General features: G+C 39.8%; 13 protein-coding genes and 2 tRNA genes. 3 read left to right on the top strand and 12 right to left on the bottom strand.

Annotated elements, in window-relative coordinates; all coding sequences use genetic code 11:
- Positions 1-71: 71 nt before the first annotated feature.
- Complete coding sequence (locus B5F18_RS08485; protein WP_087157246.1) at positions 72-2,972, bottom strand: tetratricopeptide repeat protein; 2,901 nt, start codon at positions 2,970-2,972, stop codon at positions 72-74.
- Positions 2,973-3,145: 173 nt separating this feature from the next.
- Here B5F18_RS08485 and B5F18_RS08480 point away from each other — a divergent pair, with 173 nt between their 5' ends.
- A complete protein-coding gene (locus B5F18_RS08480) occupies positions 3,146-4,561 on the top strand; it encodes a hypothetical protein (RefSeq protein WP_087157245.1) in 1,416 nt (471 codons plus the stop codon).
- 112 nt (positions 4,562-4,673) lie between these two features.
- Here B5F18_RS08480 and B5F18_RS08475 read toward each other — a convergent pair whose 3' ends face one another.
- Positions 4,674-9,551 carry a family 20 glycosylhydrolase gene (locus tag B5F18_RS08475; protein WP_087157244.1) on the bottom strand — a complete coding sequence of 1,626 codons (4,878 nt, stop codon included), beginning with the start codon at positions 9,549-9,551 and terminating at the stop codon, positions 4,674-4,676.
- 809 nt (positions 9,552-10,360) lie between these two features.
- Positions 10,361-10,636 carry a hypothetical protein gene (locus B5F18_RS08470; protein WP_087157243.1) on the bottom strand — a complete coding sequence of 92 codons (276 nt, stop codon included), beginning with the start codon at positions 10,634-10,636 and terminating at the stop codon, positions 10,361-10,363.
- 102 nt (positions 10,637-10,738) lie between these two features.
- Here B5F18_RS08470 and B5F18_RS12995 point away from each other — a divergent pair, with 102 nt between their 5' ends.
- Positions 10,739-10,957 (top strand): helix-turn-helix domain-containing protein, encoded by a 219-nt coding sequence (locus tag B5F18_RS12995; protein WP_087157242.1) that lies wholly within the window; start codon positions 10,739-10,741, stop codon positions 10,955-10,957.
- A gap of 244 nt (positions 10,958-11,201) precedes the next feature.
- On the opposite strand, the gene B5F18_RS08460 is transcribed toward B5F18_RS12995, so the two are convergent.
- From B5F18_RS08460 to B5F18_RS08430, 7 genes are all read right to left on the bottom strand, one after another.
- Positions 11,202-11,275: transfer RNA gene (locus tag B5F18_RS08460), tRNA-Pro, on the bottom strand.
- Between the two features lie 12 nt (positions 11,276-11,287).
- Positions 11,288-11,358: transfer RNA gene (locus tag B5F18_RS08455), tRNA-Gln, on the bottom strand.
- Positions 11,359-11,520: 162 nt separating this feature from the next.
- Positions 11,521-12,372, bottom strand: coding sequence for a diaminopimelate epimerase (gene dapF / locus B5F18_RS08450; protein WP_087157241.1), 852 nt, complete (start codon positions 12,370-12,372; stop codon positions 11,521-11,523).
- Between the two features lie 32 nt (positions 12,373-12,404).
- A complete protein-coding gene (locus B5F18_RS08445) occupies positions 12,405-12,842 on the bottom strand; it encodes a GNAT family N-acetyltransferase (protein WP_087157240.1) in 438 nt (145 codons plus the stop codon).
- 41 nt (positions 12,843-12,883) lie between these two features.
- Complete coding sequence (locus B5F18_RS08440; protein WP_087157239.1) at positions 12,884-13,642, bottom strand: polysaccharide deacetylase family protein; 759 nt, start codon at positions 13,640-13,642, stop codon at positions 12,884-12,886.
- A 65-nt stretch (positions 13,643-13,707) separates the two neighbouring features.
- Positions 13,708-14,052 (bottom strand): phenylpyruvate tautomerase MIF-related protein, encoded by a 345-nt coding sequence (locus B5F18_RS08435; protein WP_087157238.1) that lies wholly within the window; start codon positions 14,050-14,052, stop codon positions 13,708-13,710.
- A gap of 58 nt (positions 14,053-14,110) precedes the next feature.
- Positions 14,111-15,127, bottom strand: a complete 1,017-nt coding sequence (locus B5F18_RS08430) for a YeiH family protein (RefSeq protein WP_087157237.1) — start codon at positions 15,125-15,127, stop codon at positions 14,111-14,113.
- A gap of 157 nt (positions 15,128-15,284) precedes the next feature.
- Here B5F18_RS08430 and B5F18_RS08425 point away from each other — a divergent pair, with 157 nt between their 5' ends.
- The gene (locus B5F18_RS08425; protein WP_087157236.1) at positions 15,285-16,175 is read left to right on the top strand and encodes a LysR family transcriptional regulator; all 891 of its coding nucleotides are present in this window, start codon (positions 15,285-15,287) and stop codon (positions 16,173-16,175) included.
- A 71-nt stretch (positions 16,176-16,246) separates the two neighbouring features.
- Here B5F18_RS08425 and B5F18_RS08420 read toward each other — a convergent pair whose 3' ends face one another.
- Positions 16,247-21,613: a LamG-like jellyroll fold domain-containing protein gene (locus B5F18_RS08420; protein WP_087157235.1), complete on the bottom strand. Its 5,367-nt coding sequence runs from the start codon at positions 21,611-21,613 to the stop codon at positions 16,247-16,249.
- Between the two features lie 45 nt (positions 21,614-21,658).
- Complete coding sequence (locus tag B5F18_RS08415) at positions 21,659-24,901, bottom strand: LamG-like jellyroll fold domain-containing protein (RefSeq protein WP_087157234.1); 3,243 nt, start codon at positions 24,899-24,901, stop codon at positions 21,659-21,661.
- Positions 24,902-25,014: the final 113 nt, after the last annotated feature.

Here is a 25,014-nt window from a genome sequence, read left to right as displayed (position 1 = left end):
TCCCAGTAACTAATGACATATCTTATATCAACTTTTACGGTTTACACAAAATTTGAAACGTTCTCAAGCTATTACCTATAATGTCGTTCTGAGCGGACAACTCTCTTTACCTTTCCCGTCGCATATAACCATGAAACAATTTCATTGATTTCTGTTTCTGAATAGGCTGGTCCCAATCTTACTTCATTGAATCGAACTTCCTTTTCTACTTCAATATAGAGTCTCGGTATCTTATATACATCCATTTCAATCTGTGGATTATAAGATTGACGAATCATCCGCAGTTCCTTTTCGTGTTTATATTCCGGATCCTTAAAAAGAAATCTGACCTCATTTAACATATCTGTTACAACCGTTCGTATAATATCTTGGCATTTTGGCTTTATCTCTTCATCCTGAAAAGTTTTCTCCAGTTCTGATAAATATTTACATGCTTTTTGTATACATTCCTTTATTGGGGAAATATCACTTCCAGATTCACTGTCTGTATATTCTTTCATTTTAAGATATTGTACTTTATAAAGTGGATAATCTGAATCAGAATACACAGAGCGATTGTTCTCGTTCCCTTGCTTTTTTCTGACATCCCAAAAATCATCTTCAAAAACAAGGCAAACTCCCTTTGCATGCTTTGTATAATTCGTCCACATTTGAATTCCATCATGTTCTTCTGAAAAACTCAAAATATATACGTTGCCATTCACTGGTGCCAACCCCGGTTTATTCTCTTGCGACTGATCAGACGCTGTATTGTTTTGTAAGTGCAAAAAATACTTTTGAAGTATTGTCTGCGCATCTTTTTCAGACTCAAATCCTTTTTTCAACATTTTAATGAAAAGTTCTCCTTCAAATGGATCATTCATATAAGCAGTATTCCAAAGGCGCAATTTTTCTTCTTTTTCATCGTCTTTTGGTAATAATATTTTCAATGTATTTAAACTTGTATAGTGCGCCGGTTTTTTCCCATTAATTTCCTCGGCTTTTATCTCCTCCTCATCTTCATATATATTCGTAATTCTACATAACCCCTTTATTTCCTTAATTTCCTTAAATAAGCCAAATAGTTCTTTTAAAATCTTCCCCCTTTTCTCTGCTTCTAACTTTATAAATTTTTTCTTTTTCTGTAAGCTCGAAAAATATGTATACCCCTCCTCTTTTTCTATCAAATTGATTCCGGATATTGCTGAACATAAATCTTTCCAAAGCTCTATTGTTTCTTCCATTTCTTCCAAGTCATCTAATAACTCACTTAATTCTGCACAGGTTTCCAAGGAGCAAGGCGTTTTTTGCACAAGTTTTAATTGTCTATTTATAGCCTCAATCTGGTTCATATTTTGTTTTTTATCTTTTTTCCAAAGAGCATATCTACAACTGATTAAATCTGATTCCAGATATAGCTCCGTACAACCTTGTGGTTTAGCACTTTCAAAATATTGTATAGCCTCTTTTAATTTTTCATCACTTTTACTGCAACAAAGAGCTTTTATATACAAAGCTTTCCTGTTTTTTGATCTTATTCTCAAAACCTCGTCCACTGTATTTCCTGCTTCTTTTATATTTTCTGCTTCTCCCATCCTTAAGTAGCACATACTTAAATCATTTAATAAATTTATTTTATCTTTTTTGCTAAGCTTTCTAAACTCCTCTTTTCCTTTCACAGCCTTATACTTTTCACTGGCTTTTTGAAATTCTCTCATACACATCTCACATCGCGCTATTTCTATTTGTGCCAGTATATCTTCGCTACATTCATCTAGAATATCTGTCAAAATTTTCTTTGCACGATGAAATTTTTTCTGTTCCATCAAACATTGTGCCATATTAAAATAAGCTTTTAAGCTAATAGTCCCCCTTCTAATAAATGGCATATTTTCATATATATTTTGCCCTACTTCAATTGCTTTTTCGTATTCCCTTTTTTCCTTGAACTGCAACATTTGAATCAATTGTAATTCCCTGTCTTTTGGATTTTCTTTTAACATATCCTCAATTATCTCTTCTACACTGCCATAATGTTTATCCAGCATATTTTTTGTAATTTCACATATCTCCTCTTCGTCTGGTTTGTTTTTAATCGCCCACTTCAAATAGTTCACAGTTGCAAACCGATTTTTCCCAAAATACTCCTCTATAATTTTTTTATCATTATTATCAATTCTTTTTTCCAGTTTGCGATGACATACAACCAAATTATTTTTAGCATCCACATTATTAGGGTCTGATTTTAGTACTTCTTGAAACGCTTCTTCTGCCTGTTCATATTCTCTTTGTTTTCGATAAACAAGCCCCTTTCTAATTTTAGCTTGTATATAATAACCTTTAAACCCCATTTTATTCCACTCGTCTTTTTCCTTCTCATACTCGCCGATAATTAGGTTATATTTTCCATTAGCACTTTCAAATTCATAAAGACCTTCATACGCACGTCCCATATTTACACTTGCGTCAATACAGAGATGCTTTCTCCATCTTTTACCCTTATCCTTACATTGTTCTTTAACCTCGCTAAAATAATCCAACGCAGATTTAAAATGCTCTTTTGATCCATTCTGTCCAATGTTACGAAAGTATTTTCCTAAATTCAATTTTATAAGTAAATTCAACTCCCCTTCATCATCTTCAGACACATTTTCCTTTTTTAACGCTATTTCCAAACACTCCGCCGCATTTTGATAATAAATATCTGACTCTTTTAAAACATCACTCTGACTTTGCCCCATCCTGAGATAAATATTTCCTCTGACCAGATTTGCCAGTTTTTCTTCCCCACTGTCATTTCCTAGTTCCTCCATTATTCGATTAACTTCTTTCAAAAATTCTTGATATTTTTTCATATTTTGGTCATGCATATTATTCACACGGTTTTCATATGTTTCATCTGCCTGATCATAGATTTCCTTTAATTGCCCTTCCAGCTCACTTATAGTCCTACATCTATTCTCCCTAAAATTCCCCCTAAAATAATTTCTCATTTTGTCCCACTTCCTTTTATTTTCTGATATTTTCTCAAATTTTACATTTTTATTTATCTCCTTTCAATATATGCTCTTTATTATGCTCTGCCTTTTTCACGTTATTGCTTGTAATATCCTATTTTGCCATATTACAATAATGCCAGAACAAAATCATTTTGAGGAGGTACCGTATGTCTAATTTCAGTGAAACATGCCAAAAATACCTGCACGATACTGGCATGACAAAGTATCAATTTTCTAATACTTTTAATTTAAATCAAACCTCTCTGCAGAGGATGTTGTCAGGTACTCGATTACCTAAACCGGACTTCTTTGCAAAATTCTGTTCTCATCTGCGCATTTCTCCAACAGAAAAAGCGCAACTCATGGAACTTTACGAGCAGGAACGCATCGGAAAAACAGCTTATTACAACCGGAAATATATTCAACTGATTTTAGAACAATTTGCGTCATCAAATGCCAACAATAATTTTTCTATTCCTTTAGCAAATGAAAATCTCCATTTGCTATCTGAAAACGCGGCATCTGCAATTCATAACTTTCTTGAGGAATTGATAAATAACTCTAATGAAATACCTTTTCTTTACACCAATCTTCCTCCAGACTGTCTTGGATTTTGTCGAATTTTATTAAAACTTGCCGAAAAATATCATAAGCAATTTAATGTTTATCATCTTTTTCCTATTTGCCAAAATCCAGCTGTCTGCGATAATGTCAACTCTAATCTCGAAACATTACTATGTGTGATTTCTTTTGCATTAACACAATATGAACATTATCATCCAGCTTTCTTTTACTGCAAAGATTCACAACTACAACTATGTGGTCTTCTTTATCCATACTATATAATTTCTAAAGATTGTGTTTTTTTGCTTTCTGCTGATTTCTATGATTTTCAAATATTATACGAACCTTGCACCATAGCTAAATACCATGAAGAATTTAAAAAATATTTTCATATGGCAGATCCTTTTTTATTTGTAGCCAAGACTCCTACAGAAGTTATAAATTTCTATAGTCAATTGGCCAAAGAAAAGCAACCTTGTTCATTTATTCTAGAATCTCAGCCATGCCCGCATTCTCTGATTTATGATTTGGATATTTTTAAAGCTGCTGCTCCAGATACCTATACTTCCTCTTTGGAAACATTAATGCATGATTTTCGGGAACACTATCATCTTCCAGTCTCTTTCCACAATTATTTCACTTTGGATGGCTTGCTACACTTTGTAAATACAGGAAAGTTATCAGGGCCATACTCATATTTATCCGCTTTCTTTCCTGTAGAAACACGCAAAAGGATGTTACAACATTTTCTTGATGTTAGTTTCAAAAAAAATCGTTACACTATGTTAAAAAATCAACCGTTAATTGCCAAAAATGTCTACTATGAAGTTTTTTCTGATTATTCCTTTTTTCTTTGTTTCCTCAACAAAGATCAAACTTTTCTCGGATTTTATATTTCGGAAAGTAGTATTGGAGAATCATTTTATGATTACATGGAAAGCCTTGAAAATAGCTCACTTGCTTACAGCCATGAAGAAACTCGTCAAAGAATAATGGATTTACTTAAAACACTAGACTAATCTTAAAAAATACATAAAAAGCAAAAGGCATCGTCCAACCAGCAAAACAGCTGGTTGGACGATGCCCTTTTGTTTCCTTATGTATCTGCTATTTTTGAATACACAGTTTCTCTTATTTTCTTTTTCTCCAGATGAATACTGCCGCTGCTGCCGCAAGAATTCCTGCTGCTGCCGGTAATGCTGCATTTGCTGCGTCTCCGGTCTTAGCAGATTTTGCTGTACTTCCTGTATTTGCCGCATTTCCACTGGATGTATTGCCGGAATCTGTTGTTCCGTTATTATCTGTTGATCCTGCGTTCACAACAATGTCTTTGCTCTCTTCTGCTGCTTTGCTTGCAGGTGTCAGTTTTGCAATTGCTCCTTCCAGTGCTGTCTCTGCTGCCTGTACTTCTTCTGCTGTTGCCTGGCTGTCTGCGAAAACTGCCTGTGCATCTGCAAGTGCTGTGCGCATTGCTGCATAAGATTCAGCCTCATAATCTGTTTCATTGAACATGGATGCTTTCAGGATCAGTTCTTCCAGTCTGCCTTTATCCGGTTTCAGCTGCATATTTGCCATTGCATCCATCAATGCTTTCCAGGAACTGTCTACTTCATCCTGCATTGCATCTCCGTCTGCATAGACTTCTCTTGCCTCGTCCAGCGCTTTCTGGAATGCTGCTTTTCCTGCATCCAGGTAGGAATCCAGATCTTTTTCCATTGTTTCTGCAAGTACGATCACTTTTTCAAGATCTGTCTTGTCTCCCTGTTTGAATTCCAGGAACTGCATAGCCTTGATCAGGTTCTGCCATGCTGCGTCCACATCTGCCTGTGTCACAGAAGTATCTCCAGCCTGTACAAGATCAAGCACTTCTTCTGCAGTTGCAAGCGCCTGTTCAAAGTTCTCTGCAACAGTGGTGATCACTCCGTCTGTGTTTGCAGTTTCTGCGAGGCTGATCGCATATTCCAGAACTGCTGTGGAAATTTTCTCAGGTTCGCCTGACTCCAGTGCAGCTATTGCATTTTCAATATTTTCTACAGCGATATTGATTTCCTTTTGTGTGGTTGTGTCACTAACAATGATTTGATTTTCTTCTAAAACTTTCAGTAAATTATCCCATGAATTACTGCTATAGTCTTCTTCATCTAAAGACTCTATATATTTCAGCAGATTCTGATAATCAATATCTGACACAGCCTTATTATATACTTTAAAATTATTAATTTTACCTATAAATGCATGTTCCTCGCTTCCGATTTTTGCCAAAGGCAATACCAAAGTAGGATAGTCCTCCAAGCGATATTTGCTTGTATCATGAATATTGGTATCTGTTTTATGATTCGGCAGCATCTGTTTAATCGGCTTTGTATCCGTCAATTCGCCGTCTACAAAAAGCCTTACAGATTGCTGGTCACAAACAATTTCCAGATCTACCCATTGTCCTTTCGGCAGTTCATAATCAAACGAATAATCATATCCTTCTCTAGAATAACCAACTTTTCCTTTAACAGTTGTTCCATCCTTTTGTAAGGTTTCCTTTTGTACTGCTTTAATCGTACCTTGATCGGATTCTAATAATATCTGCTCACTGTCATCGCTGTCTTCATCCCTGTAAACAGATACACTTAAATGATTTACAGGTCCTAAATCTGTCAGATTTGTTGAAACAAAACTTTTACCGCCTTTTAACTCTAGAACATCATCTGCTAAAGTTACATTCTCCTCAGATACAATATCGTACCCATTTCCGGATTCGTCTTTCAAGGATCCATGGTCAAAATCATAGTCCACTACTTTATCGGTTACACTGTCGATTTCACTAAGAAGATTCGCTCCCGGGATATCCTCCCCGATCACCTGACTTAACTGTTCAAACTCATCATAAGTCAAATCTTTACTGTCTCCGCCGTCACCCCACATTTTTGCCGATACTGCAGGCAGCGCTTTCAGTATACGCTGATTAATTTCAAATTCATTGACACCATTTGAGGACAGATCAATCCCGTCGTTCCACAGCGCAAAACTTGCGCCCAGCATTTGCTCATTTCCTGCAGGAATAGTAGCAACATTTTTAAATCGATTTGGCTCAAAAGTATTGTAAATATATTCATTATCCAAATAATCGTGATAATAATTACCTCCGGCTACAATATAGAGTTCGACATCATTCATGTTAATCAGATTATATCCTTCTTCCAGCATCTTTGTCGGATTTGCCCAGGAAGTATTCCATATATTCATCTGAACGCCATCACTGTAGACTTCTGTGCTGCCCCTTTTATTCGTTAAGCTGCCCCAGACTCTCGGAGTACGTCCTTTGTCTATTTTAATATATCGCAGCATTTCATCCACAAATTTCCGGTAATCTTCATTTGATCCATAGAATTCATCTGATCCTATATTTACAACATTTCCTTTAAATGTTCCGTCGTCTATAAATTCAGCAAAAACTCCTTTGATATATTCAACAACCCTTTCGTCCGTCACATCCAGCATGGCAATCCGGTCTGCGCTTGGCTTTCCGTGTATGGTCCCCTTATAGTAAAAATCTCTGTGATTTTTGATAAATGCCAAGGAGTGACTAGGTACATCTATTTCAGGGACAATATTAATCCCCATAGCATTTGCCTCATCATACAAATTCTTAAACTCCTCTTTCGTATAGAAAAGATCTGTGCTAGTCAACCCTTCTTCGTTTGACTCCAGCCGGAACGCGGAATAGACTTCATCCATTAACGCCTCCAACTCTTCCTGAGTAAATTCAATTTGATTTGGGTTTTCCAGATGTTTTTCCATTTTTGCATAATTATCATTTAGATGGATCTGGAAATCATTCAGTTTATACCAAGCCATAGCTTTAGAAATCTGCTCCACAGTCTCCAGCTGAATCGGTTTCCTTGCCACATCCATCATAAACCCGCGGATCTGATATTTCGGATAATCCCGAACAAGCCCTTTTGCTATTACATTATCGTCCGTTTGAACAAGAATCTGCAATATAGAGCGTGTAGCATAATATGCACCTGTTTCTGCCACAGCGTTCACCTTCACAGAGTCCGCAATATTCATCTCATATCCTTCTTTGCCCAGACCGGAATCTTCTCCTGCCAACCCAAATACGAAATCACCTGCTTTAGGACTTTCGCCTTTGACTACTTCCAGCTCAATTCCTTTCAGTTCACACAAATCCTGCTGCATTGCCAGTGCCACTCTTTCCAGCTCATCCTCGTTATAAATAATCCGAGACTGTTCCGTCATCTGGAATTCCCCTGTAGCGCCGTACCATTGTGCCAGTTCAGGAATGACATTAGGTTTTGCATTTATACCCGCATCCTGATGCTGTCCTGCTATGTTGAGCACATATTCAGCTGATTCGCTTTTTTCAAATCCATCGCTTACTTTATATATGTATTTGACTGTCGTATCTGTCAATGGGCGGTACACTTCTCCATCTTTTCCCAATACTTGTTCGTAATCTGCGCAGACTTCTACATCATATCCGTACTTTTCCAGATCAATATAGTTCAGTCTGTCCTGATCAAGACCTATGACTCCGCCTTTTGTACTGTTGTCCTCAACAAACGCTCTCGCTGTTTCAACGTCCGATATTTCAGGATAACTTTCATTTTTATTATCAAACAGCTGCACCTCTAAAAGCGATACAGCCGTATATCCTCCCTTAGATCCGTCAGGTTTTGTATCATCATATTCACCGCTGGATATCCTGACATATCTTAATTGCTGCATTTCACTTTCCAAATTAATAACTGTCTTTAATGTATCAGCCGTCAGTTTCTCCGTGCCCTCATAGACCGTAGAATAAACCTGACCGTCACTGCTGACCTCAACACGATAGTTTATAATATTCGGGCGCTGCCAGTGAAGAACAATCTGCTCTACTTTCTGAATTTCTCCCAAATCTATCTGAAGCCATTCTTCAGGTAGCGGATCTGTTCCCGCATTATTCTGAGATGCCCACCGGTGGTCATTGTCGATCACACCGTCAATCGCCAATGAAGACGATAATGTCTTATTCGCACCTACAACCTCCTCGGAACTGGCTACAGCGGTTACTCCTTTTTTTCTGGCAAGATTCTGACGGAATTCCAGACTGTCTTCCCCGCTTGTTCCTTTAACATAAATAGAAAATTCCCTCGTATTGACACTGCTGCTATTTTTCGTCAAGGTCAATGACAAAGTCAGGTATCGGTTATTTTCCGGTGTAAAGATATTCCCCTGTTCGTCGATCACAGTATTGTCGGAACAATGATATGTAATATCATATCCTTCCAATATTTCATCATAAGCAGAAGGTAATGTTACTTTATTTTCCGTTGTCTCAACAGTCATATTCTGCAGGTCGATCTCATATGCCACTTGCTGCGGTGTTAATTCAGGTATTTCGCCTTCCCCGTATATTTGATATTCCGTCATTGAAATATAATTCATATTTGTTATTGTTTCGCCAAACACGTTTGTCGCTGATGAATGAAAGGCAGACTGCGGCACCATAATACTGAGCTTTCTCACATCTACCGGCTCATTAAATATAATCGTATCATGATACGCCCCACGCTTTATGGTAAACTGTTCCTGATTCGATGACTGACTCAAATCTGTATAGACTCTGCATGCATCATCGTTGGATTCCCATTTTCCAGTGTGCTGCTTTACGAGATAATAATCAAAGTTTTTTGCATACCAGTCAATCACAACAGTTTTTACTTTTTGAGTCGTAGCGTCGTTTCCATTATTAAAGTGCGACACAAAGTAATATTCACCCGCCGAATCAACTCCTGAACTCATTCGGGAACCTTCGGTGATAAGACCGTCGCACAATTTACTTTTCTCATTAAACCCATTGACCGTTTTTGCGACAGTAAATCTCTTCAGTAAATCTGACGTAAGCAATCCGGTTGCCGACTCTACAGCTTTTATCGGCAATACAACAACGTTCAGCAACATACATATTATCAACGGCAAGATAACTATTTTTTTTAACTTTTTTCCCATCGTTTACCCCAGTATCGGATTTACAAAATCCAATCTTTTTCTCCTTTCCCAGTTTTTAACACAAATATTTTCTCATCTATGTGGACTTATCAGAAAGCTCATTTCAGTCACTTTTCATACCTCTGATCAGTCTAATAATCGCAGCTGATATTAAAATAATCTTGAAGATACCACTCCTTCCTCCTTTCTTTCCAAATCTCACTTATGTAAAAATATCAATGCGATTTAGCCATTCATTTTAATATAAATTGATCTCATATTCGATTTTCTGTAAGAACAAAGTGGGCAAGCCGGTATCAACTCCCCCTCATTCATGAGGGGGCCTCCACTTTGCACGCCTCCGCAGTAAACATCATATTCAAATTTGTGCATAACTCAAAACTTGCCACATTATTTTTTGATTTTTTAGCTTTTATCACTAAGTTATAATTCTATTTAATATTCATAATTTAAAAAATTGCACAAATTATTTTCTTTGAATCAAGAATAACATATTCAGATAATATCGTCAATAAATATACATATTAATATTTATCAGTTTTTTAATGTTTTTAAGGTCTTTTTTGCGATATTTTTTGTCAAGCTGATACACTGATTCAGTAAAAAATAGGCTGATAGCATACTCACATGTATACTGTCAGCCTTTTGTGATTCTTGTTTTTCTAAAGCTCAGACTATAGTTTTCTGTGTTCCTGACCGTCAAAAGCTAAGACAGCCTGTCACAGTACCCCAGGTAATCTACATTAATTATGTAAACTATTTTATTTCTCATTGTTGAATGGATTTTAACCATACGTTAAGACGAATTTTCAACTTATAGAATTGCTACAGTTATAACTCTTTTCCATCTTTTTCCCTCTCTCATACATTTGAATTTTATGCAAGATTCCCCTATATACCGGATCTCTCAACAGAAATATCTTGTCCCGACTCACCGAAAAATCCATCATAAAATCAGGATTGTCCGCAAAGAACGTTTTTTGTTCTTCATCAGATAGATTAATAATAAAATCTTCGTAAAAGTCTAAGTCATCTCCGAATATAAATTCCCAGAATTTTTCATCTGGATTTTTGGTATCTTGCATCGACTCTTTTCTCCTTGTAACATAATATAATTATAGTCTTTTTAACGACTATAGTCAATAAAACAACTACATACTATTCTGTAAACATACAGGAGGTGCGGCATGATTGACTATAGCCCATTCTGGCAAACATTAAAGACATCGAAAGAATCAACATATACTTTGATCAACACCTATCATATCTCTAGTTCTACTATAGATAAACTCCGTAAAAATAAGCCTTTAAACACAACCACAATTAATGATCTTTGCCGTATCCTACATTGTGATGTGCAGAATATCTGCAGATATATTCCAAGCGATAGGGATGAACTTTTGTAATATCTATAAAAAGTATCTCGAACATCGATTCACTCCCCTCCAAATACAGCTCAAAATACAACAAGCCGACAGCCGAAAAAAATAGGCATACCAGATAGATTGCTCTATCCAGTATGCCTATGGTTTGTCACATACCTCTACAGCTTTGCATTTGTCAGTCTCATCCCTTACTTTTCCGGTGCACAAGTAAAACGAAAAAACCGCAAAGCCCATAATCAATGCTTTGCGGTCTCTCAACAAAAAATCGGAGTGACGTGATTCGAACACGCGACCTCTACGTCCCGAACGTAGCGCTCTACCAAGCTGAGCCACACTCCGATGCGCTTAAAACTACGGATAGAGGACTCGAACCTCTACTAACAGAGTCAGAGTCTGCTGTGCTGCCATTACACCAATCCGCATTATCTCTTTGACTTTTTCGTAAGTTCCTCAGCGCAAGTATTATTATAACAAAGAATAAAAAAATTGCAACCCTTTTTTCCAAATTTTTTTAATTTTTTTTGCTGCCGCAAAAACTCCTTCAATATCCGGAGATTCCGGCAGCATCAACACAGTTTTCTTCCTTAACAGTTCCCACTCTCATCACACTTGAGTTCTCCATCAAACACTACTTGTGCAGGTCCTGTCATATAGACTTTGTTTGTCTTTTCATCCCACTCAATAAAAAGATCTCCTCCAAGCAGTTTTACGGTAACTTCCCTGTCCGTGTATCCATTTAAAATACTTGCCACTGCAACCGCACACGCTCCGGTTCCGCATGCAAGTGTTTCCCCTGAACCACGCTCCCATACACGCATCTCGACCGTATGTCTGTCGATAACTTTTGCAAACTCTGTATTGACTCTGTCCGGGAATACCTCATGATTTTCAAAATCCGGACCCATCTTTTCCAGGTCCAGTCCTTTTACATCATCCACATAGATGACGGAATGAGGATTTCCCATAGACACAGCTGTCATAAGATACGTTTTACCGTTTACTTCCAGCGGCTTAGACACGACTGTGTCCCCTTCTGCCCTGACCGGGATTTCCTCTGGTTTTAAAACCGGCTCTCCCATATCCACGCGGACAGACACTACCTTTCCGTCCTCCACGCTTAAATCCAGATATTTGATCCCTCCAAGCGTCTCCACAGAAATCGTTGTCTTATCTGTCAACCCGTAATCATATACATATTTGGCAACACAGCGGATTCCATTTCCGCACATCTTTCCTCTGGAGCCGTCCGCATTGTACATCTCCATCTCAAAATCAGCCACTTTGCTTGGATTGATAAAAATCAAGCCGTCAGAACCAATGCCAAAATGGCGATCACTGACAAACTTTGCCATTTGGGCATGGTCTTTTACATGCTCTGTAAAACCATTCACATAAACATAGTCATTTCCAAGCCCCTGCATCTTTGTAAATCTCATGTCTGTCTTCTCCTTTGTCTTTTCCGTGTATATTAAAAATCTTTTACCATCTGCGTATAATTCAGCGTTTTATAACCAAGGCGTTTATAAAGAGCAATTGCCTTTTCATTGTCCTCTTCAACCTCCAGCCGGAACCTTGATGCCCCTTTCTTCTCTTCTTCCATCATTACAAAAAACTGCCTTCCAAGCCCTTTGCTTCGGAATGCCTCCCTGATATACAGTTCCTCAAGCCAGTATACATATCCTCCTGCTTCCTGGGAGTATGTTTTGGAGACGAGCGCATATCCGACATATTGCTCTTCCTCCAAAAAAACATACCCTTCCGCATAAACGCTGTCATTTACACATTCATCAAATGTTTTTTCCATATAAGAATCCGGTATCGGATGAAGAACTGCCGGTGAATGATAAAATTCATGGGCCATCTTCAAATATTCTTCTCTGTCCTTTTTTTCTAATTTTCTTATCATACTTTTCTCCTTAATATATGGGATTTCGGCATCCGCTTTCCCTACTGGTCCGCAATCTGCCGCCCCGTTACATCCATATGGTAATTTTCCCGATAGATCAATTTTGATATCGGTACAATCTCATATCCCTTTTCCAGGATTTTCTGGATCATTGTCTCCAGCGCGTCTTTTGTATATTTGGCGCCATTGTGGCATAAAATGATCGCCCCGTTTTTGAGCTCCTTATGGTTCACCACTGTGTCGATAATGCTGTCCGCGCCATAGTCTTTCCAGTCCAAGCTGTCAACAGACCATTGGATTGGATAATATCCGCATTCCTGTGCATTTAAAACCACACTGTCATTGTAATCCCCGTACGGCGGCCGAAAGAGAAACATATCGCATCCCGTCAGCTTTTTGACCTTATTATGTACGGTCATCAATTCTTCTTTCTGCTCTTCATCCGACAACTGGGACATATTTTTGTGGTTTTCACTGTGATTTCCAAGATCATGTCCTGCCTCATAAATCTTCTTTACGTCCTCCGGGTAGGACTCCACCCACCCTCCGGTCATAAAAAAGGTTACGTGCAGATTGTATTTTTTCAAAATATCCAAAATGATCTCTGTGTCTTCATTTCCCCACGCTGCATCAAACGAAAGCGCCACCTGCTTTTTATCTGTCTCAACAGAATAAATAGGAAGTTCTTTTCCATTGACATTGCTTGTCACGCGGACTGCCCCTGGAATATAGTAGGCTGCAGCCACAACAACGATCAATGCTGCAGCCACAATAACACCATGTTTCTTCAGAAATTTCATACAAAACCTCTGCACTTTTTACCATACTATATTCCCGCACTGCTTGTCAAAATGAATAGAAGTTTCTAGAAATTTGTCCCATTCCATCCCCAGTGTTGGATTTCTTCATATTTTATATAAGTCCTGTCTTTTGCAATGCCGAGCTCGTCTTCCAAAATTTCACAGATAACTGCAGTTAATTTTTCGTACACATCATCCGTTGAACTTCCAAAAATTTTTACTTCCACAAACGCGCTCTCACCATCCTGATCTCCCCGAAAATACAGCTTATAATTGTCTTCAATTCCAACCATCAGCCAGTTCTCGGATTTTCCGGGAATAGTGGAAATAGCCTCGCCCAGTCTTTTTTTCAGTTTCTCTTCCTTTTGTTTGTCAACAGATACTGTAACCTTTGCACCTATAAATGGCATATACTATCTTCCTCCTTTTTTGTCTTCTGTAGCTGATTATAACAGATAACTTTTATCTTTACCATATTCCAAGTATCTGCTGCATCAGAAGACTTGCCGCAGCAATGCCGATCCAGCAGCAAAGCCCCATAAATATCGGCTTTCCTCCTGTGCGGATAAGCTTTACGATATTTGTGTTAAATCCAATCGCGCCCATTGCCATCACGATAAAAAACTTACTCAGATCTTTCAGCGGAGCTGTCACTGAGGACGGCAGGGAAAATACCGTGGTGATCACTGAGGCAAGTACAAAAAACAAAATAAAAAACGGAAAGATCTTCTTTAGGCTGAATGTTCCTCCTGCCTGTGTCCCGCCTTTTTTGGCCTTTCTCATCTGCCACATCGCCAAAACAAGTGTGATCGGAATGATCGCAAGTGTTCTTGTCAGTTTTACGATCGTTGCTGCGTCCAGAGTGGCGCTGCCATGAATTTGGTCCCATGCCGCGGCTGCTGCAGTCACAGACGATGTATCGTTGATAGCGGTTCCTGCAAAAAGTCCGAATCCTTCATTTGACAGCCCAAGGATTGTCCCAAGCGCAGGGAAAATGATGGCTGCAATGACATTGAACAGAAAGATAACGGATATGGACTGCGCGATCTCCTCGTCATCCGCGTCAATGACCGGCGCTGTGGCTGCAATTGCAGAGCCCCCGCAAATGCAGGACCCAACTCCCACAAGCGTGGAAATTTTCGCCGGCATATGCATAGTTTTATAGATAACAAAGGAAATGATAAGGGATGTGGATATCGTCACAATGATGATTGGCAGTGACTGTTTCCCCTTTGCCAAAATATCGGACAGGTTCATGCCAAATCCAAGCAAAATAACCGCATACTGCAAAATCTTTTTTGATGTATATTTCACTCCCGGCTGCAGACAATCCGTCTTTTTGATCAGCATTGCAAGGCACATTCCTATGAGAATGGCGAACACCGGACCTCCTGCAATCGGAAACCATTTGCCTAAAAACCATGCAGGAATGGCGATTGCCAGGCAGAATAAAATGCCCATACTGTTTTCTTTCATATTTTTCATACTAGATTCCTCCACTTCTTTTTATTCTTTCCACAATATACTAATTTTTTATCATTAAATAAAATTATATATTTTTATATTATTATCAGATATATTTATGGTACAATGTAATGCATAATAGAATGCGAGGAATATACAAACATAGAGGAGAGGAATTATGCTGGATTTTCGTGTAAATACTTTTTTGGAAGTGTGCAGACATATGAACTATACAAAAGCTGCGGAGACGCTGCATATCACACAGCCTGCGGTTTCACAGCACATCCACTTTCTTGAGGAACATTACCGTGTAAAACTGTTTTCCTTCCAGGGAAAGAAAATGTTTTTGACAGAAGCCGGAAAGGTCCTTCTAAAAGCAGTGACAACGATGAAACACGACCAGATTTATCTGATGGAAAAACTTCAGGCAATCGAAACCCATCATCCGACTCTGACCTTTGGTGCCACTTTGACTGTCGGCGCTTTTGTCATGCCGGATTATCTGGTCCATTACAGAAAGAAACATCCGGAAACAAACATCAAAATGATCGTCTCCAACACCCATGATCTGCTGGACAAGATTACATCAGGGGACATTGATTTTGCCATCATTGAAGGGTATTTTGACAAGGATGAATACGATTATCTGACGTATTCCATCGAAAAATACATTGCGGTCTGCAAAGCGGGATATCAGTTTGCAATCGGCAGGGAACCACTCTGTATTGCAGATCTTCTGGAGGAGCCGCTCATCTTAAGGGAACCTGGTTCCGGCACAAGAGAAGTTCTGGAAAAAGCACTGGATGAGAGAAATCTCTCTTTGGATGAATTCCACCATACAACAGAAGTGGGGAGTATTTCTGCACTCAAGTCTCTTATCTTAAACGGTCTTGGCATCACATTTTTATACCATGCAGCTGTAGCCAATGAATTAAAAGAAGGATCTTTGCGGGAGATTCCTCTTAGCGACTGCCAGATCTGCCACAATTTTAGTTTTATCTGGCGCAGAGACAGTATTTTCTCCAGACAGTATCAGGAAATCTTTCATGATCTGTGCGAATGCAGATAAAGAAAAAGAGGGCGTATCTTACAAAAAATTTCATTTTCTTCGTAAGATACGCCCAACTGTTAACTTAGAGCTTAACGTCCTTCTTTTTTCTTAGTATAAACCATAACTACTGTCATTGCTGCTGCAAACATCACTGCTGCTACTGCTGCTGTATTCGCCACATCGCCTGTCTTGACAGATTTTTCCGCTGTCCTGTTTGTTGTGTCTGCATCTTTCTTATCTGCGGACACTGCCTTATCGTCGGAGCCTGCCTGGTTTCCTGCATTTACTACAGTATTTTCTTTTGTCTGTTTTGCAGGTGCCAGTTTTGCGATTGCTCCTTCAAGCTCTTTTGCTGCTGCGTTTACTTCTGCCGTTGTAGCCTGCTCGTCTTCATAGACTGCTTTTGCATCAGCAAGCGCCCTGGCAAATGCCCCAAAGCTTGCTGTCTCATAGTCAGCCTCATTAAGCCCTTTTGCCTTATTCAACAGTTCTTCCAATGCTGTCTTGTCCGGGATTTTCTGAAGACCTGCCATTGCTGTCAGAAGATCCTTCCATGCCTCATTGACTTCTTCCTGCATTGCATTGCCGTCTGCCTGCACTTCTTTTGCATCTGCAAGCGCTTTCACAAACGCATCTTTGCCTTCTTCCAGATAAGAAGAAATATGAGCGTTCATCTCATCTGCCAGAGCGATCACTTTTGCAAGGTCTGTCTTGTCTCCCTGTTTGAAGGACAAATACTGCATCATATTGATGATCTCCTGCCATGCATTGTCCGCCATTTCCTGAGTTATAGCTGTATCCCCTGCCTGAACTCTGTCAAGGAGTGCCTGACCTGATTCCACTGCTGCGTTGAATTTGTCAACTACGGATGCCAATACCCCTTCTGTGTCTGCCTTTTTGGCCAGCTCCAATGCATATTCCAGAACAGCTGTGGAAATCTTAGACTGCCCGTCCTTTTTGACCAGAAGATCAAATGCCTTTTCTATATCTGATACCATTTTATCTACAAGATCCTGTGTTGCATATTCCGGTACTGTTTCAGGCACAGAAAATTCAGGGTATTTTCCTATAATAAGCAATGTTTCCTGCGTCTGAACGCTTTCACATGCCGCGATAAACTTATCAAAGCTTGTTTCCGTATATTCCTCCTGTTTTACTGCATTGACTCTGTCCAGAACTGCTGCCAGTTGGGCCAGACTCACCTGCTCTTTAATCTCCACTTGCTGTTCGGCAAAAAGATTTTTTGTATTGCTTATATTCTGATATCCGGACATATCCAAAATACCGTGGATAGTATAGGTGCCTGGCTTGTTGAGATCAATCTTGTCAATCTCCTCCTGATTCCAGATTACCGGAAGATCCTCTGTATACAGATCTTCAAATACAACGCTTATCTTCTCAGCAAAATCCAGGTCTGTCTGCTGCAGCTCTCCTGCTTTTCCTGATATAACCGGTAATTTTGTTACAGAAGTTGCATCATAAATCTTATTGCTTATATGGTCAACCTTTCCGTCTGCTTCATATAATGCAGCCATTTCCTCTTCAGTCAATGCCCGTTTCAGCAATGTTATTTCGTCCATTGCCCCCTGGTACTGTCCTTTTTTCATGTTTTTGTGTCTTCCAAGCAGCAGCTCCGGATTTGCCAGGCTGTCTGTTTCATATGTGACTGTCGCACTTGTATCTGCTTTCCCATTTACATATAAACAAACTTCTGCCTGTTTCTTTTCCTTATCTGTTACTTTAAATGTCACTGCTACATGCTGCCAGGTATCTTTCTGCACCTTAATTTTTCCAAATGTATTTACATTTCCGATATAAGTTCCCAATGTTCCTTCATATAAAAACATCCATGGACGGCCGCCGCTCGTTCCTGTCTGCTGGGCAAGGATAATCTGATCTTTACTGTTTCCGGTCTTTTTGCTGACATATGTTGGATTAATCCACATACTTAACGTAAAGTCTTCATCACCTTTCAGCTGCTGGCCTTCACTGTTTTTTAAAGGTGCTTTCACCACCTGCGTATTTCCGTCAATCTTTAATGCCTTTCCGTTTCCTTCCACGCTGTCCGTATATGACGCGGTGCCTTCTTCCATGGATATTTTCATTCCATTTTCAGAAGTTAAAGAATCCTCCATTTCCCATGTAGTAAACTCGGAATTCTTTATCGCCTCCGTATCCAATACAGCATCCGGAAGAGGCAGATATTCCGGCTCCATTGCCTCGATATTTTCTCCAATTTCCACTTCGCAAAGACCAAACTGACCATTTTTCATATTAGCCTCTTTGATGACAATACGGGTATGCAAGTTATCCTTCTGTGTCTTTGGCAAAACGATTTTCTGCGATTCTGCAACCTGGGAATCTGTTTTCCATTCCAGTCTGACATCCTGCAGTATTGGATTCCACTTTGTACCATCCTCTGACACCTCGACATCTATCAGGGTCGGCGCCGTTGACAAGGCATTCTGGGCATGAAGTATGATCGTATTAAACACTGCCGGTGTTTTCCACTCAATATTCAAGTATTGCGGTAAAACAGATGTTTTGATAGGATTGCCCACTGCATCGTTTTTGCCGCTTAGAACCGTGTTCTTTGTGTCCATATCGTTCAGCCACTGCATTGGTGTTTCATCTGCTTCTACTCCTGTTAATCCGAACAAAGATATATACGCTGCCTTTGATACATTATTTCCCTCTTCCATATCCGGAAGATCTGCTTTGTCTTGTTCAGGATCTGTCCCGGACTTTTTGAATACACGATAATAATCAATATCCATTGTTCTTTCTTCCGGAAGATTCTGATTATCAACGCTTCCGATCCACCCGTTTTCATGATGATTAATAGAGAAGATCGGGATCATTCTGTAATCAATCTTTTGATCATGTTTATAAATAAATTCTCCATCCACATACAGGCTGAATCCTGTTTCATCCCATAAAACACCATACGTATGATATTCTTTTGAAAGATCTTCGTCAAATGTTATCCTTTTTGTAACCTTCTTAATATCCGGATCTCCTTTTGGATGAATCGTAAAATCCAATGTATGGTTATCGATAATCTCAAATACATCTACTTCTCCTAATTCATCCGCCTCATCCTGCATCCCGATAAACCAGAATGCAGGCGCAATCCCCTGGCCTCTCTTTATGGACATGAATTTGACTCTTGTTTCAAAATATCCGTATGTAGTTGCTCCGGAATCTTTATAGGTTGAATGATTTTCAATCGGCGCATTCTGTCCCCGGTATGTATTGAGGTAATCCTTGGATCCTGCCATGAATCCCGCAAACTTACTGTTCAAACTGTTTTTCTGACTGGTATCCGCCAGATACCGCTCTCTTGGTTCGAGGCTGGATGGACCTGATAATTTTTCCAGATAGTATGGCTGGAAGTTCTCACTGTCCATCACATTGTTGCCGTTTACATATATCTGTAAACTTTTATTATCCGCACTGTCTGCATCAATAAAACGGTATCTTGTTTTCGTTCCGCTCTGCTCCCTTTTTGCTGTGTCACTCCACCATGGCATATAGTCCATCAGCCACATATCGCTGACACTTCCGTTAAATTCATCGCTTAGTACATCGTAATATTCGTACTCTTCCCTCAGCTCTTCCGGAGACGGCTGAGCTGTTTGTTCGCCCGGAATCCTTTCCAGTCCTTCCATTGCTGATTCAAGAGCATCGACTGCGGCATTGATTTCAGCCTGTGATGCCTGACTAGACAGTTGTTTTGCATCTTCCATTGCTTTTTGAAGTTTTGCATAACTTGCCGGTGTATATTTTTCTTCATCGTAATCAGATGCTTCATCAACCCGGATATCAAGGAGCTGGAATGACGGCTGTTCTTCATCCAGAAATTCACACTCTGCATAGAACAGATTGTGATCCGACAGTTCACTTTCATACATATCTACTTTGTTGACCTTGATGTTGCGGGTCGTAATGATATTGTCAATACACAGTGATTTCGCACTGCCGGAATCTTCGTTTTTCACAGTATCATACCAAACATTATCTTTTCCGTTCGCAATATTGTAGTTTCGCAAAAACGGATAGAATTCTGATCTGGAAACATTAGTATTAAAATCACCTGTAAGAATTTTATACGGAGTAGGATCTTTATCCATGACTGCTAAAATAGTCTTAATCTGCTCACTCCTCGATTCGTAATTCTCATACGAGAGGTGTGTATTATAGAAAGCAATCTGACGGCCGTTTTTTTCAAGGATCACCCTCGAATAAGAGCGCCCTTCTATTCCTTCAGTAGCCGGCAATAAAGCTCCTCCTGTATCAGAAAACGGATAGATTGATAAAGTTCCATTTCCATATTCACCACCGCTGTAATCAATGGATTTCTGGAAGTATGCATTACTGTAGTAGCCACCGTCTACAAATTTCTGAAGCATATCGTAATTGTTTCTTCCCGTAAACATATCTACTTCCTGAATCCCTGCAATTTCTATTTGTTTCTCTTCCATGACCGTTCTCATGGTTTCAATATCTGGTTTTCGGTTTGCCGCAATATTGAACGTTCCGATATGAATTTCATTTTCACCTACAGTTTCGATGAGTTTTTCAATGGAGGATTTTAATTGTTTATAAGCACGGTTTATATCCGCCTGGGCTGCATTGTCATCTGCGATGACTTCATTTGCTTTGGCAACAGTTTCTGCAAATGTATTCCAGCTTTTCTCTGTATAATCTTCTTTCACATAATTTTGTGTCTGTTCTAACAGCCCAAAAAGATCCTCTTTCGTATAATCGGTAACATTTCCCTCAAAGATATCTTTGATCTGTTCTGCAGTCAATGCTTCCTTATATATTTTGACCTCATCCAGGACAGCCCTCATATTTCCTTTACTTGTCTCGTCAGAACTTTCTGCCGCTCCAAGCCGATAGGCCGGACCATCAATCGCAACTGGTATGCTGCCCGCATGTTCTCCATTTACATAAAGACTGGTTCCCGAGGAGTCAGACACAAATGCCAAATGATACCATTCACCTTCTGGCAGAACATAATCAAAAGTATAATCCTTTTTTCCAACAACTGTGATTCCCAGTTTTTTTGTTTTATTGTACTGTTCCAGTTTTAATTCAGCTGATTTCCCACCTATCAGAACGGAATTGGTATGTGTATTCGTCCCCTTTTTCACCCATAGGGCCATAGTCCATTCCCCTTTCAGGTCCGGGATGCCAAGGTCTACATATCCTCCTTCAAAAGAAAGCGCCTTGCCTTTAATGCCATCAGCCCAATCCACTTTCCCTTTTAATGTGCCATCATAATTGCCGTATTCATCGTAAATCGCTGTTCCCTGACCCTCATCCATGTTCCATTCCGCAAAACATTCGGCTGATTTTAATTGCCCACTGCTGCCCTGTTTTACGGCCAACACATCAAATGGTATGGAAGTAAAAGATGTCAGGACTATCAAAATAACTGCAAGCAGCACTCTTGCATATTTTTTACATCGTCCGCTTTTTTTTTGTCATGTTGTTTACATATTCCTTTCTTTTCTAGTCCTGGCAACTGCGAATACACTCAAAAGCATTACAAGAGCCAATGCTCCTGCCTGGGTCTTGTCACCAGTCTTTGCGGATCTGACACCGCTGTTCTTTGTTTCGCTGTTTTTAGTTACATTGCTGCTGTTTCCTGTACTGATGCCGGATTTCTCCTCTTGTTGATCTCCGTCTGCTTTTGCAACCAGACTATCTTCTGCTGCTTTCAATGTCCGTACAGCATTATCTACGTCTTGTTGATCAGCCTCCGCATTTTGATATACCTTGATTGCCTGTGCAAGTGCCTTATGAAATACCTGCCCACTCTCTTTTGTATAGTTTGCCGTATCAATGTTCTCTGCCTGACTGATCAGATTCTCCAGCGCGCTCTTATCCGGTTTCACTCTCAGCTCACTCATTGCAGATAACAGCTCTTTCCATGTCTGATCCACTTCTTCCTGCATGGCATCTTTATTTGCAGAAACCCCTTTTGCATTTTCAAGTGCTGCTGTAAACCTATCCTGCCCTTCTGACAAATATTTACTAAGATCCAGCGTTTGCGCTAATTCAATGACTTTGTTAAGATCTGTCTTATCACCCTGTTTAAAGGAAAGATACTGCATAATCTCTACCAGTTCCTTCCAGCTTTCATCCACTTTCTCCTGTGTTATAGATGAATCTCCTTCCAAAGCCCTCTCAAGAATTGTATTGGCATTGGCAAGAATTGTATTGAATTTGTCTATAACTGATTGCACAACACCATCCGTATCCGCAGTTTTGGCAAGTTCGATCGCATATTCCAAGATTGCTGTTGAAACAGGCTGCTGAACTTTCGCCTCAGTAGTCACTACAAACGGGAAAACATCTCTGTAATTGTTTGGACGTGATTTTTCGTGCGTCACCAGAGCGATTGTATAGGTCTCTCCCGGTGTAAGCCCGGAAATCGTTTTCTCGGTTTCGCCTGATGCAATATCAGCGACTTTTTCTTCATTGATCACAAGGTATGCAGGTTCCGTACTGTCATCCTCCGAGATATCCCATGAGATCGTTACATCTGTTTCCCCGGCACTGACTTTGTATGGATTCCATGTACTTCCGATTTCGTCTGGTCCCAGTACATCCTTATAAATTTTTAGATTATCTATATAGATATCCTGAGCACAGTTTTTCAGAAGACCATCTGCTCCGAGGATCAGATTAAGTTCTGACTCTTCCGTTCCGTTTTCCTGCCCATTTATGGTCTGGCGGCCTGCCTCTTCTCCGTCTATATAAAGAATCATATCACCCAAGCGATCAACTGTAACAGCTGCCGCATGCCATTCTCCGCTGTCTTCCCCATCACTGTTCTCTATTTCTGACAGGGTTCCTTCCTGTGCACTGAATTCCAGATTCAGCCCAGATTTCTCATCTCCTTTGCTTATTGCGAATCCTGGTTTTTCTGCTCCAAGTTCCTTATTTCCAATAATACATCCCTGTTCGGATATCCCTTCTTTATACTGGAACATGACTGTAAAATCATCGGTTCCAAAATTAATCTGTTCGATATCTCCAAAATCAACATACTGCTTGGCTTTTTCGGAATTAACGATGTGAATCGCCTTGCCGCCATTCATACCTTCCACAAATTCCGGACTGCCCTTCAAAATACCATGATTTTCATACCCGGATTTATCTGATGCATCTTCTCCGTCAAACGTCACATCCAACACCTTGCCTGTAGGATAAGTCGACGGATCCAGAGGGATTGTATATGTATTTTCAAGGACCCATTCATCATCCCGGTAATCCCGCAGATTCAGCTGAATCTTATCCTCATATACAGTCACATGGTAACCAATCTGTCCCTGGCTGTCACCCTGATTATTAGAACGCAGGGAAGGGACGTCCACAAGAGTACCGCAATCCGTCTGCATGATTTCCAGTTCTCCCATTCCATTATGTACATGGCCCGTAAACATCACTGTCTGAGGATATTTGCGCAGAACTTCTTTCAATGCAAAATCCTGCTCTCCTACAGGGTAAACATCGCTCATATTAAACGTATCATTTAAAGGCTGATGAAGAACAACGAAAATAGGTTTTCCTTCCAAAGCTCCTTCAGCCATAGTAGCATCCAGCCACTCAAGCTGCTCAGGTGAAATGTAGGCGCGGTCTTTGATATCCCATTCCGTGTTCAGGACGATAAAATGATACCCATTGATCCACTGATCGTAATATACGTTGCCTTCATTGTCCCCCATATATTTTCCATTTAACCGAAGATATCGCTCCTTGATCTCACTCCATCCAGATCTCCATCTTACATCATGGTTTCCAAGTGCCGTCATATACGGAAACTGGTCGTATTCATTCAGGATATCAAAATAAATATCCGCCTGTTGTTCCGATCCGTTTTCCGTAAAATCTCCACAATTGAGTACGACTGCTGTATCAGGATAATCCTGCTGCACATCTGAGAGCATATCCCGGAACTGCGCCGCATTGGTATGATTCGGGTTTGAGCTTGCAACATGCACATCACTGATAACTTCAAAGCTCATAATGCCTTTCTCTGGACGCATAAAATCATCAAAAGCTTCTTTTAGTCTGGCAGTGAGTTCCTCTATTTTCTGAAGATCCTCCACTCCTTGTGCTTCCTGTTTTACAGAAGAAACAGCATCGCGGAAAGCATCGATCTTTTCCTGTGCAGCTGTAGAATTTTCTATAATCCCTTCATATTCAGCTATCAGATTTTGAAGAACAAAAGGTGCATTGTAATCCTGAATCTCCTTTTGTGAAAGAACGCTGCGGTATATATAGAGTTCATCTATCCATGAATCTGTCACACCCTGCCTTTTCATTCCATCAGCGCCCAGGATGAGATCATAAACATCAATGTCTGCTCCCTTTTGTTTACTTATGTTGACAGATGCCGTATTCTTTCCGTCTACATACAGGATCATGTTTCCGTCACGGTCATAAGTGGCAGCTATATGATGCCATGTATTGTCCGTCGCTGCACTGATTCGCCCGGTATCCTGCCGTTTCTGACCTTTTCCAGTAAAATTTAATGTCATGCCGTTTCGCATGTCTCCAATTGTAAATCCAGGATTGGATCCGGTATTCCAGTTTTTATTACTTATAACTGAAACTTCAGCCGGATCATTTCCGTCTGACTTGTACCAGAACATAATCGAAAAATCTCCGGTTCCAAACCTTAAATCTTTTGGTCTGCCAAAATTGACATATTGTTCGGCCTCCACTGTTTGTAGTGATATAGTAAATTTGTAACAACTTGTTCGAATAATATATTATAATATTATTCAAACCAAGGAGGACATCGCTATGTCAGTACGTTACAACGAAAACTTCAAAA

Source organism: Lachnoclostridium sp. An181, assembly GCF_002160325.1.
In the GTDB taxonomy this organism is placed as follows: Bacteria; Bacillota; Clostridia; order Lachnospirales; family Lachnospiraceae; genus An181.
Note: the sequence above shows the minus strand (reverse complement) of the source record. Positions and strands in the feature narration are given on the sequence as shown.

Bases quoted from the DNA above. Each gene is read 5' to 3' on its own strand.
- B5F18_RS08485 (WP_087157246.1), bottom strand. From the start codon at position 2,972: ATGAGAAATTATTTTAGGGGGAATTTTAGGGAGAATAGATGTAGGACT.
- B5F18_RS08480 (WP_087157245.1), top strand. From the start codon at position 3,146: ATGTCTAATTTCAGTGAAACATGCCAAAAATACCTGCACGATACTGGC.
- B5F18_RS08475 (WP_087157244.1), bottom strand. From the start codon at position 9,551: ATGGGAAAAAAGTTAAAAAAAATAGTTATCTTGCCGTTGATAATATGT.
- B5F18_RS08470 (WP_087157243.1), bottom strand. From the start codon at position 10,636: ATGCAAGATACCAAAAATCCAGATGAAAAATTCTGGGAATTTATATTC.
- B5F18_RS12995 (WP_087157242.1), top strand. From the start codon at position 10,739: ATGATTGACTATAGCCCATTCTGGCAAACATTAAAGACATCGAAAGAA.
- dapF (WP_087157241.1), bottom strand. From the start codon at position 12,372: ATGAGATTTACAAAGATGCAGGGGCTTGGAAATGACTATGTTTATGTG.
- B5F18_RS08445 (WP_087157240.1), bottom strand. From the start codon at position 12,842: ATGATAAGAAAATTAGAAAAAAAGGACAGAGAAGAATATTTGAAGATG.
- B5F18_RS08440 (WP_087157239.1), bottom strand. From the start codon at position 13,642: ATGAAATTTCTGAAGAAACATGGTGTTATTGTGGCTGCAGCATTGATC.
- B5F18_RS08435 (WP_087157238.1), bottom strand. From the start codon at position 14,052: ATGCCATTTATAGGTGCAAAGGTTACAGTATCTGTTGACAAACAAAAG.
- B5F18_RS08430 (WP_087157237.1), bottom strand. From the start codon at position 15,127: ATGAAAAATATGAAAGAAAACAGTATGGGCATTTTATTCTGCCTGGCA.
- B5F18_RS08425 (WP_087157236.1), top strand. From the start codon at position 15,285: ATGCTGGATTTTCGTGTAAATACTTTTTTGGAAGTGTGCAGACATATG.